Annotated in this window: 10 protein-coding genes; 7 read left to right on the forward strand and 3 right to left on the reverse strand. The window is 70.7% G+C overall.

Annotation, left to right across the window (positions count from 1 at the left end):
* The first annotated feature begins 12 nt into the window (after positions 1-12).
* From BLT19_RS10240 to BLT19_RS10250, 3 genes are read left to right on the forward strand one after another with little or no spacing between them, the layout of a single operon-like run.
* Positions 13-1,260, forward strand: a complete 1,248-nt coding sequence (locus BLT19_RS10240; protein ID WP_091489447.1) for a glutamyl-tRNA reductase — start codon at positions 13-15, stop codon at positions 1,258-1,260.
* A gap of 12 nt (positions 1,261-1,272) precedes the next feature.
* Positions 1,273-1,782, forward strand: coding sequence for a DUF6328 family protein (locus tag BLT19_RS10245; RefSeq protein WP_091489448.1), 510 nt, complete (start codon positions 1,273-1,275; stop codon positions 1,780-1,782).
* Positions 1,779-2,591 carry a carbon-nitrogen hydrolase family protein gene (locus tag BLT19_RS10250; protein ID WP_091489449.1) on the forward strand — a complete coding sequence of 271 codons (813 nt, stop codon included), beginning with the start codon at positions 1,779-1,781 and terminating at the stop codon, positions 2,589-2,591. The genes BLT19_RS10245 and BLT19_RS10250 overlap by 4 nt, the downstream gene beginning before the upstream one ends.
* Before the next feature lie 23 nt (positions 2,592-2,614).
* Here BLT19_RS10250 and BLT19_RS10255 read toward each other — a convergent pair whose 3' ends face one another.
* Positions 2,615-3,814 carry an aminotransferase class I/II-fold pyridoxal phosphate-dependent enzyme gene (locus tag BLT19_RS10255; protein WP_091489460.1) on the reverse strand — a complete coding sequence of 400 codons (1,200 nt, stop codon included), beginning with the start codon at positions 3,812-3,814 and terminating at the stop codon, positions 2,615-2,617.
* A 138-nt stretch (positions 3,815-3,952) separates the two neighbouring features.
* Between BLT19_RS10255 and BLT19_RS10260 the strand changes: the two genes are divergently transcribed.
* The 3 genes from BLT19_RS10260 (at position 3,953) to BLT19_RS10270 (ending at position 8,389) form a co-directional block, all read left to right on the forward strand.
* Entirely contained in the window at positions 3,953-5,581 is a 1,629-nt protein-coding gene (locus BLT19_RS10260; RefSeq protein ID WP_091489462.1) for a S1C family serine protease, read from the forward strand.
* Between the two features lie 79 nt (positions 5,582-5,660).
* Positions 5,661-6,914 carry a CDP-glycerol glycerophosphotransferase family protein gene (locus BLT19_RS10265; RefSeq protein WP_091489465.1) on the forward strand — a complete coding sequence of 418 codons (1,254 nt, stop codon included), beginning with the start codon at positions 5,661-5,663 and terminating at the stop codon, positions 6,912-6,914.
* The gene (locus BLT19_RS10270; protein WP_091489468.1) at positions 6,911-8,389 is read left to right on the forward strand and encodes a CDP-glycerol glycerophosphotransferase family protein; all 1,479 of its coding nucleotides are present in this window, start codon (positions 6,911-6,913) and stop codon (positions 8,387-8,389) included. The genes BLT19_RS10265 and BLT19_RS10270 overlap by 4 nt, the downstream gene beginning before the upstream one ends.
* Here the strand turns inward: BLT19_RS10270 and BLT19_RS10275 are convergent.
* Complete coding sequence (locus BLT19_RS10275) at positions 8,386-9,477, reverse strand: glycosyltransferase (RefSeq protein ID WP_091489470.1); 1,092 nt, start codon at positions 9,475-9,477, stop codon at positions 8,386-8,388. The genes BLT19_RS10270 and BLT19_RS10275 overlap by 4 nt on opposite strands.
* A gap of 41 nt (positions 9,478-9,518) precedes the next feature.
* Here BLT19_RS10275 and BLT19_RS10280 point away from each other — a divergent pair, with 41 nt between their 5' ends.
* The gene (locus tag BLT19_RS10280; protein ID WP_091489472.1) at positions 9,519-10,796 is read left to right on the forward strand and encodes a CDP-glycerol glycerophosphotransferase family protein; all 1,278 of its coding nucleotides are present in this window, start codon (positions 9,519-9,521) and stop codon (positions 10,794-10,796) included.
* Between the two features lie 20 nt (positions 10,797-10,816).
* Here BLT19_RS10280 and BLT19_RS10285 read toward each other — a convergent pair whose 3' ends face one another.
* Entirely contained in the window at positions 10,817-12,205 is a 1,389-nt protein-coding gene (locus BLT19_RS10285; protein ID WP_091489474.1) for a maltokinase N-terminal cap-like domain-containing protein, read from the reverse strand.

Below are 12,205 nucleotides of genomic sequence, written 5' to 3' on the forward strand. Positions count from 1 at the left end.
TAGAATCGCCCAGTGCTCTTCTGCCTGACAGCGAACCATCGGAACACCGATTTCGCTGTGCTCGACCATGTCGCCCGGATCGCCGACTCCACTGCCGCCGATCTGATCTCGGCGCACCCGTTCATCCGGGGCGCCGTGGTCCTCGCCACATGCAACCGCTTCGAGGCCTACGTCGAGCTGGACGAGCCGCTGACCGCCGGTGGCTCGATCGCGCGTGAGGCGATCCTGGACGCACTGATCGAGCGCGCCGGCGCAGATGCCGAGACGCTGCGCTCATCGGCGGTGTCGCTGCACGGCGACGACGCGGTCCGGCACCTGTTCGCGGTCAGCTCCGGTCTGGAGTCGATGGTCGTCGGCGAGGAGGAGATCAGCGGGCAGGTCCAGCGCGCTCTGGTCGCCGCCCGCGAGTGCGGAACCACCAGCAGCGAACTCGAGGCAGCCTTCCAGCGGGCAGCGCACGCCGCACGTCAGGTACGGGCCAAGGCCGACCTCGGCGCGGCCGGCCGATCGCTTGCCCGCCTCGCCCTCGACCTCGTCGAGAGCCGCGTGTCGGATTGGGCTGACGTCCGCGTCCTCATCGTCGGCACCGGCAGCTATGCCGCCACCACGATCTCCGCATTGCAGGCGCGTGGAGCCACCGACGTCCGTGTGTTCTCCGCGACGGGTCGCGCCGGGAAGTTCGCGACGCGCTTCGGCCTGCGCGCCGAACCCGACCTGCGCGCCGCGATCGGCGACGCCGACATCGTGATCACCTGCACGGCCCGCTACGTCGTCACGGCGGACGATGTCCCGGCGCTTCCGGTCGACGCCCGTCGCCTGATCGTCGATCTGGGACTCCCGCGCAACGTCGATCCGTCGGTCGGCCAGCTCCCCGGCGTCGATCTCCTCGACCTCGAGCTCATCGGACGGCACGCGACGCTTCCCGAACTCGGCCGGGGCGCCCACGAGCTGGTCGGCTCGGCTGCCGCGGAGTTCGCCGCCGAGCAGGCGGCCGCCCCGGCGATCGTCGCGCTGCGCGGACACATCCAGACCGCGGTGGAGGCCGAAGTGGCGCGGGTGCGACCGCACGACGAGGATGCACGCACCGAGCGGGCGCTTCGTCACCTCGCAGGTGTGCTGGCCCACGAGCCGTCGGTGCGCGCGCGTGAGTTCGCCGCGCAGGGGCGCCTGAGCGAATTCGAGGCGGCGCTGCAACTGGTCTTCGGCATCGAGGTCGCCGACGCGATCTCCCTCGACGCGCTGCGCGACCTGCCCGCCTGAGGCGACGCACCCATGGCTGCCGAGCGCGACACCTCTCCGCACGACGATCTCGTCGACGGTCGGGATGAGTCGCCCAGCGAGCGGGCAGACCGCAACTGGAGCGAAGTGCTGCAGGAGCTGCGGGTCATGCAGACCGGCACGCAGATCCTCACCGGCTTCCTGCTGGCGCTGGCGTTCCAGCCGGCGTTCGCCGACCTCAGCGACGGACAGCGCGGCCTCTATCTCGCACTGGTGATCTTCTCGGCGTTGACCTCGATCGTCGCGCTCGCGCCCGTGGCGCTGCACCGATTCCTCTTCCGGCAGCGCGCGAAGAAGGAGGTGGTCGCGTACGGTCATGCAGCGCTGGTCACCTCGCTCGTCACGGTGTCGGTCCTGCTGGTGGGCGTCGTCGGATTCGTGTTCGACGTGGTCGTCGACGCCGGTGCCGCAACCGTCGCCGTGATCGCACTCGGACTCGTGGTCGTCGTGCTGTGGCTGGTCGCGCCGGCGGTCATGCGCATCCGCGTCCGGAGCCGAAGGTGAACGTCCTCGCGCCGTCGCCGGCCGTCGCCGTCGCACAGTTCGCCCCCACCGCCGACACTGCTGCCAACCTCGTCGTCATCGAGGGGCTGGTGGCCGCGGCATCATCGCGGGGTGCGGATCTGGTGGTGTTCCCGGAGTACTCGAGCTATTTCGTCGACCCGTTCGACGACTCCCTGAGAGGCGCCGCGCAGGACATCGACGGTTCGTTCGTCGCCTCCCTCATCCGTCTCGCCGCGGAGCACGACGTGCATCTGGTCGCCGGGCTGCTCGAGCGGGGCACGGAGGGCAGGGTCCGCAACGCGGTGGTCGCCGTGAACGGGTCCGGGGTGCTGGCCTGCTATCGCAAGCTGCACCTGTACGACGCGTTCGGTCAGCGCGAATCGGACTGGATCGAGCCCGGCGAGATCGCCGAGCCGGAGGTGTTCGAGCTGCTCGGCATGCGCTTCGGCCTCATGACGTGTTACGACCTGCGTTTTCCGGAGGTCGGACGCGTGCTCGCGGACGCCGGCGTGGATGTCATCCTCGTCCCGGCGGAGTGGGTGCGCGGCCCCCTGAAGGAGCACCACTGGCGCACGCTGCTGCACGCGCGCGCCATCGAGAACACCGTGTACGTGGCCGCAGCGGACCACCCGCCGCCCCTCGGCGTCGGATCGTCGATGATCGTCGACCCGCAGGGCGTGGAGATCGCCGCGATCGGCACCGCCACGGACATCGCGGTCACCCACCTCGACGCGGGGGCCGTGGCGCGCGTCCGGCGCGTGAACCCCGCGCTGCGGCTGCGCCGCTTCGAGGTGCGACCCCGCGACTGACCGATCAGGTCGGCGCGACCCCGTCAGCTCATGGCGGCGAGGCGGGATGCCGCATCCTCGAGCACCTCGACACGCTTGCACGCCGCGAACCTGACCAGGCTCGCGTAGTCCGCAGCGTGCTCCGCCGAGACGAACGCGGTCAGGGGGATCGCGACGACACCCGCGCGCGCGGGGAGCGTTCGGCAGAACTCGGCGGCATCCGTCGCGCCCACAGCCGCAGCATCCACCACCGTGAAATACGAGCCGGCCGGCTCGGACACCGCGAAACCTGCCGCTCGCAGACCTGCGCCCAGGAGGTCGCGCTTGGCGCGCAGGGTCGTGGCGATACCGCGGAAGTACGCGTCGGGTAGTCGGAGACCGGTCGCCGTCGCCGGCTGGAACGGCGCGCCGTTCACGTAGGTGAGGAACTGCTTGACCGCCAGCACGGCATCCACGAGGTCGGACGGTCCGCTGATCCAGCCGATCTTCCAGCCCGTCGTGGAGAAGGTCTTCCCGCCGGAGGAGATCGTGAGGGTGCGCTCCCAGGCGCCCGGCAGCGTCGCGAGGGGGACGTGCGGCTGGTCGAAGATGAGGTGCTCGTAGACCTCGTCGGTGACGATCAGCGCTCCGTGCTGCTCGGCGAGGCGGACGACCTCGGCCCGCAGTTCGGCGGAGAAGACCGCGCCGGTGGGGTTGTGGGGATCGTTGATCAGGATGATCCGGGTGCGATCGGTGACCGCATCGCGCAGCCGATCCAGATCGGGCTGGAAGTGCGGCCACCGCAGCGGCACCGGAACGAGACGCGCGCCGGTGAGGGCCACGACCGCGGCATACGAGTCGTAGTACGGCTCGAAGACGACCACCTCGTCGTCGGGGCCGTCGACCAGCGCGAGGAGGGTTGCAGCGAGCGCTTCCGTGGCACCCGCGGTGACCACCACATCGCGGTCGGGGTCGACGTGCAGACCGTAGAAGCGCTCCTGGTGTTCGGCGATGGCGTGCCGCAGGTCCGGGATGCCGCGCCCCGGCGGGTACTGATTGACGCCGTTCGCGATCGCCGCCCGGGCGTCGGAGAGCACTTCGGCGGGTCCGTCCTCGTCGGGGAAGCCCTGGCCGAGGTTGATCGCACCGGTTTCGGCCGCCAGGGCCGACATCTCGGCGAAGATGGTGGGACGGGTGGAGCCGTCCGTGCCGATGAGGCCCGCACCCGCGAGGGTTCGCCGCCAGGATCCGGAAATCTCACGCATCCGATCACGCTACTTGGCCCGCGACGGCAGGACACCCGACAGCGTCACATCGGTTGCATAGATCAATCCCATCCGCGGCATAAGAAACCCACAGCAACCGACGGCAGGGTCGGTAGTGACAGCATGAAGGAGCATCCCATGACCGAGAACCAGGGCGAACGCCCCGCAGACCCCGCACCCGAAACCCCCGCGGACACCGCTCAGCCGGCCGACGCAGTGCAGCCGGCGGCAGAGGCGCCGCAGGCGTTGCAGGCATCGCAGACGCCTTCCGTGCCTCAGGCGCCCTCGGCGCCCCAGGCTCCCGCAGGCCAGGCACCCGCATGGCAGCCGCCGCACCCCGGCGCCCGTCCGGCCGGATACCCTGCCTACCCCCAGCAGGCTCAGCAGCCCTACGGCGCGCCGCGTCCGCAGGGATACGCGGGTCAGCCCGCCCCGGCGCCGCAGTACTCCTCCGCATTCGGTGCCGCCGGTGCTCCCCGCCCCGAGCTCAACCAGACGCAGCCCACCGTCCCGTTCGACCGTTCCGCGACCGGGACGGTTCCCACCACCACGGCCGCGCCCAGGAAGAAGTCGGGTGCCGGCAAAGTCGTCGGCCTGATCGTCGCTGCGGCCATCGTGGGCGGCGCCGCCGGGCTCGGCGGTGCGTACGCCGGGGTCAATCTCTTCTCTCCGGCCGGCACCAGCCCGGCGGCAGGTCCCTCGACGGTCACCGTCAACAACGACGACTCCGTGAACCAGACCACCGCGATCGCGGCGAAGGTCACCCCGAGCGTCGTGACGATCTCGGCCACCGGCGGCAACTCCGGCGGAACGGGTTCGGGCGTCGTCCTCACCGAGGACGGCTATGTCGTCACCAACACGCACGTCGTGACCCTCGACGGAGCCACCGCCGACGCCACCATCCGCGTGACCACCTCCGACGGCCAGGTCTATGACGCCGAGGTCGTCGGCACCGACCCGACGTACGACCTGGCGGTCATCAAGCTGGTGGATGCCTCGGGCCTGACCCCGATCGAGTTCGCCGACTCGTCCGAGCTCAACGTCGGGGATGAGACCATCGCGGTCGGTGCGCCCCTCGGGCTGTCGAACACCGTGACGACCGGCATCGTCAGCGCGCTGAACCGCTCCATCCAGATCGCATCGTCGGCCGCGCCGGATTCGAGCGACTCCGACGCCGACCAGGCACCCGAGCAGGAGAACGGCGACAACGGTCCGTTCACGTTCGACTTCGGTCAGGGTCAGACCTCGACCCCCAGCGCATCGATCTCGATCGCGGTCATCCAGACCGATGCGGCGATCAACCCGGGCAACTCCGGGGGAGCGCTCGTGGACGGCGACGGCAAGCTCATCGGAGTGAACGTGGCGATCGCCACGGCCGGCGGCACCGGCGACGGCGGCTCCGGATCCATCGGGGTCGGCTTCTCGATCCCGTCGAACATCGTCCAGCGCGTGACGGACGAGATCATCGACACCGGTGCGGCCACTCACGGTCTTCTCGGCGCGAGCGTGCAGGATGCGGCATCCGCCGAGGGTTCCACCACCACGGGCGCCTTGATCGCCGAGCTCGTCGACGGAGGCGCGGCACAGGCCGGCGGTCTCCAGGTGGGCGACGTCGTCACCGCCTTCAACGCAGTGCCCGTCACGGACGCCACCGACCTGACCGCCCAGGTGCGCGCGGCCGCCGCCGGCAGCGACGCGACGGTCACGCTGGTCCGCGACGGCAAGACGCAGACCATCGACGTCACGCTGGGCGAGCTGGCCCAGTAAGCCTCAGCTGCGCCCCGCAGGACGGTCGAGCGCAGCGCTCCGACCGGATCAGGACGCCACCCCGCGATAGGCTCGCGGGGTGGCGTCCTTCTCGTTCGGCGCGGGGAACGCGCGCAAGATCGCGAGCATCCCGCTCTATGCCCTGGGCCGCATCGCCACGCTGGCTCTTGCGCGCCGGGCCGGTACATGGGTGTTCGGCTGCGGCATCGGGATCGGCGACGGGGCGCTCGCCCTGTGGAACGAGGTCGCGGCGCACGGACACCCTGCGGTGTGGCTGGTCGGCAGCGACCGAGAGGCGGCGGATGCGGCGGCTCGCGGCATCCCGTCTCTTCGGAAGACCTCGCTGCGCGGCTTCCTCGCGACGGCCCGCGCAGAGGTGGTCGTCCTCACGCACGGCTTCGGCGACGTGAACCGCTACGCGGTCTCGGGTGCCTATCTGGTGCAGCTGTGGCACGGGATCCCGCTCAAGCGCATCGGCCTGGACTCCCCGGAGACGGTGCGCAGCGCCCTGCTGCCCCGATCCCGAGCCGTGCGCGGACTCCTGCGGTGGATGTACCGGTCGGCGACGCAGCGGATCCGACTGCTCCCCGCCGCATCGCACCTCGTGCGCGGACGACTGGAATCGGCGTTCGGACTCGCCGAGGACCGTGTCGTGGTGACCGGTGAGCCACGCGTGGACGTGCTCTCGCAGGACACTCCGCAATCGCGTCGGGCGACGGCTCGCGACGGGATCCGCCGGGCCGTCGGCCCCGTCGATCCGGCGACGAGATCGGTGCTCTATGCGCCGACGTGGCGTGACGGGGCTGCGGATCCGGCCGTGCCGTCCGAAGCGGAGTGGTCCTCGATCCTCGAGGTCCTGGAGCGCCGCGATGCGGTCCTGCTGGTCCGCTCCCATCCGCTCGGTGCGGGCGAGTACGTCCCGCCGGTGCGCTCCGACCGTGTGCGCATGCTCGGGTCCGATCTGATCCTCGATGTCACGCCGCTGCTGCCCGGGCTGGACGCCCTCGTGACCGACTACTCGTCGCTCGCATTCGACGCCGCGCTCGTCCCGCTGCCGGTCATCTTCCTGGCCCCTGACGTCGAGGACTACGTCCGCAGCCGCGGCCTGTACGGCGCGTACGCGGACGTCGCCGGCGAGGACTGGGCGAGGACCTGGACCGATGCCGCAGCGCAGCTGGACGCGCTGTTGGGCGATGAGACCGAACGTCGTGCGCGGATCGAGGCGTCCGAACGCCGGAGCGACCGCGTGCACGCCTTCCGCGACGGGGGGAACACGCGCAGGGTGTACCGTGCGATCCTGGCCGGGACTGCACCGATGGAGGAACACCGATGATCGATGCCCGCTTCGCCACGCAGGACGGTGCGACGCTGATCCTGACCGGCACGGGTGCGCGACCTGCCGCCGTCGAGCTCGTCGGCGCGCGCGCCCGCGTCGCGGCGAGCCTGACGGGACGCGGCAAGACGTGGCGTGCGGTGCTCCCGCTTCGCGCATCCCGCTGGGGCGGCCAGGAGCTTCCGCTGCCGGTGGGCGCCTACGAGGTGCGGATCGACGGTGCGGACGACGCCGGTGCCGGCGTCCGGATCGAGGCGGTGCCGACGACGCAGCTGGGCACCCTGAGGGCATCGTTGGAGGATTCCCTGCTCACCGTCGGTCCGCCGATCGATCCCGCGTACGACTCGGGCGAGGGGCAGGATGCGCTGGAGCGCCGCTATGCCACCCGACCGGCCGCCTTCGAGAACGCCGTGTTCTTCGAGAGCTTCTACGGCCGCAACGCCAGCTGCAATCCACTCGCGATCGATCGCGAGCTCGCGCGCCGTGCGCCGGGAGTCACCCGCTACTGGAGCGTCGTGGACCTGTCCGTCGCCGTGCCGGAGGGTGCGATCCCGGTCGTGGACGGCAGTCCGCAGTGGTGGCGAGCACGGGGGAGCGCGCGCCTGCTCGTGGTCAACGACTGGCTGCGTCGCCGGTTCGTCCGCCGGCCCGGTCAGGTCGTCGTGCAGACCTGGCACGGCACGCCGCTGAAGCGTCTGGCGCTGCACCGTCCCGGGTTCGATCCGCGACGGATGGCCGCCGTGGTCAAGGAATCGTGGCGCTGGAACGTGCTGCTCGCCCAGAATCCCTATGCCGCCCGGATCCTCGGGAAGGCGTACGCGTTCCTGTCCCGGCCGGTGTGGGTCGAAGGCTATCCGCGCAACGACATCCTGGTCACGGGCGACGGGCGCGCGACCCGCGAGGCGCTCGGGATCGGACCGGACGAGCGGGTGCTGCTGTATGCGCCGACCTGGCGCGACGACCGGCAGGAGATGGTCGATTTCATCGACCCCGCAGCGCTGGCCGAGGCCGCCGATGCGGTCGTGCTGGTGCGCGGACACTCCCGCACGCTGCTGCCCGGCCGGGATGCGGAGGGGCCGCGCGTCATCGACGTCACCGGGTTCCCCGACACGTCGCTCCTGCTGCTGGTCGCCGACGCGCTGATCACCGACTACTCGTCGGTGATGTTCGATTTCAGCGTGACGGGCAAGCCGATGTACTTCCTCGTTCCCGACATCGAGCGGTACCGCGGCGAGCTGCGCGGGTTCTACTTCGATCTCCCGGCCCACGCGCCCGGTCCCGTGGTCAGCTCGCAGGATGAGCTGCTGGCGGCGCTGGGTACCGACTCGTCGTCGACGTATGCGGCGAAGTACGCCGAGTGGCGCGAGAAGTTCAACGCCCGAGACGACGGACGCGCGGCCGATCGCGTGGTCTCGCGCATCATCGACCAGGGCTTCATCGAGATCGAGGACGCGCCGGCGCCGGAACCGGGTTAGGGCAGCGGCGTGTTGCGATCGCCCAGACGCGAGGTGTCGACAGTGTCGTGAGCGCCTCGGATCACGCCCCCGAGGAATCCAGCGCCCCACGCCAGGTGCATCGTCGGCAGGACCGCGAGCGTCCACAGCTTGTCGCGCCAGCCGCGCCCGCCGCCCGGCCCGATCGCGACGGCGAGGATGAGCAGCGCGTACGCGAGGACCGGGAGGTAGATCGCGGATGCCGCCACCGACCACCAGCCGGAGAGCAGTCCGGCGAGCTGAGCCAGCGCGAGCAGGATGCTCAGGATCAGCACGATCACGAGCGCGGGTGGCGCGAAGAACCGCACCGAGTTGCCGCGCCCATACCGGCGGACGAGTTCTCCGCGCCAGCGCCCGGTCGCCGAGAACTGGCGCACCAGCCGCGACCAGCTCTCCCGGGGCCAGTACGTCACCGCCAGCGTCGGGTCGAACCACACGCGGTACCCGGCACGCCGGATGCGCAGGTTGAGCTCCCAATCCTCGCCGCGGCGGATGCTTTCGTCGAAGAGTCCCACCTCGTCCAGCACAGCGCGGCGGAGCACGCCGAGGTACGCCGACTCCGCCTCGCCCTCCTGGGTGCCGCCGTGGTACGCGCCGCCGCCGAGACCGATCGGCGAGTTGTATGCACGCGCGACCGCGCGCTGGAAGGGCGTGCGCCCGTCTGCCTTCATGACTCCGCCGACGTTCGCGGCCCGGACGCGATCGAGGGTCTCCAGGGCGCGACGGGTGTAGCCGGGCTCGAGCTCCGAATGGGCGTCGACCCGGACGATCGTGGGGTAGCGCGCGGCGCGGATCGCCCGATTCAGCCCGATCGGGATGTCGGCATCGGGATTGTCGACCAGCATGATGCGGTCGTCTTCGGCCAAGGTGCGCGCCAGCTCGGTCGTTCCGTCTGTCGAGGGAGCGAGTGCCAGGACGAGCTCGATCGGCGCGTCCACGTCCTGCGCCAGCACCGTCTGAACGGCTCGCGCGAGGTAGCCGCGTTCGTTCAGCACCGGCATCACGAACGACACCCCGGCAGAGGGGGGAACGACGGGCGCGTCCTTGCGTCCCGGCTGCTCGACGTGCATCCGTCGATCATGTCACGCGGGCCCGCCGGTATCCTGACAGCGTGGCCCTGATCTCGGATGCGAAGAAGGCCGCGGCGCTGCTGCGGAAGGCGCTCACGAACCGCTCGGCCGTGGGGGACGTGCGCCGGACGCTTTCTCGCCGGCCGCAGCATCCGGCCCACCACTACCGTGTCGCGGTCTACTTCGCCGACGGCGCGGTGAACATGTATCAGATGCGTCAGTGGTACAAGCCCCTCGCCGAGCTCGCGAAGATCTGGCCGGTGGTCGTGCTCAGCCGCAACCCGACCGGTGCCCGCGCGCTGCTGGCCGAGGACTCGCCCCCGGTGGCGTTCGTCCCGACCGTTCGAGATCTCGAGGCGTTCCTTGCCACCCAGGACATCCGGGTCGTGCTGTACGTCAATCAGAACACCCGGAACTTCCAGATGTTCCGGTACGGCCGCCGCTGGCATGTGTTCATCAATCACGGCGAGTCCGACAAGATGTACATGACGACCAACCAGTACAAGGCGTACGACTACGCCTTCATCGCAGGCCCCGCTGCGCGCGAGCGGCTGTCTCGGGTCCTCTGGGACTACGACCTGGACGAGCGTGCCATCGAGATCGGCAGACCGCAGGCCGACCACTATTCCGGCGCACTGCCCTACACCCCCGACGAGCGCACGGTCGTGCTGTACGCGCCGACGTGGGAGGGCGATCGCCCGTCGGCGCACTACGGTTCGATCGTCAGTCACGGCGAGGCGCTCGTGGCCGCGCTCCTTTCGACCGACCGCCATCGCGTGATCTATCGTCCGCACCCGCGATCCGGGGTGGTGCGCGAGGAGTACGGCGCCGCGAACCGTCGCATCATCGCGGCACTGGCGGCGGCGAACGCGGCGGACGCCGGCGCGCAGCACGTGTTCGATGACGGGCCCGACCTGGGCTGGCAGCTCGCCGCCGCCGATGTCGCCGTCGTCGACATCTCGGCGATGGTCTACGACCGCCTTGCCGCCGATCGTCCGCTGCTGGTGACACGGCCGGCCGACCCCGAGGCGCTCATCGACACGCACGGCTATCTGTCGGCATGCGAGTGGCTGGATGCCGCGCACGCGACCGACATCGTCGCTGAGACCGACCGCGTGCTCGGCGACGGCGAGGCGGTCGAGCGGCTCGAGGAATGGGTCGCCCATTACTTCGGCGACACGTCGCCCGGCGCTGCGACGGAGCGCTTCCACTCCGGCATCCGCCACCTGATGCGCGAATGGGATCGGTGGCATGCCCTCTCCGCCGACACCGACGAGGACGACGAGCTGGAATCGGAAGAGGCCGAGCTCGACGACTGATCGGATCCCGATCCCGCGGGCTAGAGAAGGGGCGTCGGACCGTCCACCAGCCGGGTGATCGCCGCCAGCGGGATCGCGACCCACGTCGGTCGGTTGCGCGACTCGTAGATCGCCTCGTACACGGCCTTGTCCACTTCCAACGCGGCCAGCAGCTCGCTGTGATCCTCCAGGTCGGCGCCGGAACGCCCGGCGTACCCCTGGACGAATGCGCGGCGGGCATCGGCTGCCCACGCACGGACGGCGTCGACGGGGCGGTCAGCACCGCCGAGGCCGATCGAGCCGGCGACGTAGTCGAACGAGCGGAGCATCCCAGCGACATCCCGCAGCGCGAGGTCGGGACGGACGCGTTCGGACATCGGGCGCAGCGGCTCGCCCTCGAAATCCAGCAGCACCCACCCGCGATCGGGGACCTGCAGCACCTGCCCGAGGTGGTAATCGCCGTGGATGCGCTGCATAGCCGGCCACGGGGTGCCCGCGGCGCGGGCGTAGACCGCCTCGACCGCCTCTCGTCGCGCCGCGATGGCGGGGACCTCGGCGATCGCGATGGCCAGCCGCTGCCGCCACGTGACCATCGTGCTCTCGCGATCCTCCGGTGTGGCGGGCTGCGTCGGGAACAGTCCGGCCAGGGAGAGGTGGACGTCGGCGGTGGCCGCGCCGAGCGCGTGGGCCTGCGCGCGGAAGTCGTCTCCGGATGACGCGGCGTTGAGGGCGACGCGCCAGGCGTCCTCGACGCCCGGCAGGAACTCCTGCGCGAAGGCGAGGGAGCCGGTGACCGAGCCGCCGGCCGTTGCCGAGTCCGGCCAGGTGCCCTCGATCGAGCCGATCGCGCCGGGAACGTGCGGCGAGCCGGCGTCGGCCAGAGCGGACTGCAGTTCGATGTCGGGGTTCAGACCGGGATGCAGCTGGCGGAACAGCTTGCAGATGATCGGCCCGACCCCGTCGTCCCGCCGGTAGATCAGCGACGTGTTGGACTGCTCGCCGCTGAGCACGCGGGCGACCAGGCCGTCAGTCGAGACGGTCGCGTGCGGGTGACCGAGCGCGGTGGTACGCGGGCCGGTGCCCTGGCCGCCGTCGGTGACCAGGCCCAGCAGGGCGGAGGTGAACGCGGGATCGAACGGGCCGTCGAGGAGGGTCGTTCCCGGTTCAGGACTGCCGATGATGTGCTCGGACGCTTCGTCGATGCTCGCAGTCGGGCGGGCGACGACGGGAACCTGGTAGAGGACCTCTGGAAGGGTTCCCTCGTCGGCGACCAGGAAGGTGCGCACGCGAGCGTCGTCTTCGGTCGCCACAGCCGTCGTCGTCGGCGGGTCCCACCACCCGACCAGCCTGAGACTGGGCTGACGGCCTTTCGCGGAATACCAGCGCTGACGGGGCATCCATGCCGCGAGGCAGGCGAGGGTGCTGTCCAT

The sequence above is a fragment of the Microbacterium pygmaeum genome, from assembly GCF_900100885.1.
Lineage (GTDB): Bacteria > Actinomycetota > Actinomycetes > Actinomycetales > Microbacteriaceae > Microbacterium > Microbacterium pygmaeum.

What these genes read in the sequence shown, in the direction of transcription:
- BLT19_RS10285 (WP_091489474.1), bottom strand. Translation starts at nt 12,205, where the DNA reads ATGGACAGCACCCTCGCCTGCCTCGCGGCATGGATGCCCCGTCAGCGC.
- BLT19_RS10255 (WP_091489460.1), bottom strand. Translation starts at nt 3,814, where the DNA reads ATGCGTGAGATTTCCGGATCCTGGCGGCGAACCCTCGCGGGTGCGGGC.
- BLT19_RS10245 (WP_091489448.1), top strand. Translation starts at nt 1,273, where the DNA reads ATGGCTGCCGAGCGCGACACCTCTCCGCACGACGATCTCGTCGACGGT.
- BLT19_RS10275 (WP_091489470.1), bottom strand. Translation starts at nt 9,477, where the DNA reads ATGCACGTCGAGCAGCCGGGACGCAAGGACGCGCCCGTCGTTCCCCCC.
- BLT19_RS10260 (WP_091489462.1), top strand. Translation starts at nt 3,953, where the DNA reads ATGACCGAGAACCAGGGCGAACGCCCCGCAGACCCCGCACCCGAAACC.
- BLT19_RS10270 (WP_091489468.1), top strand. Translation starts at nt 6,911, where the DNA reads ATGATCGATGCCCGCTTCGCCACGCAGGACGGTGCGACGCTGATCCTG.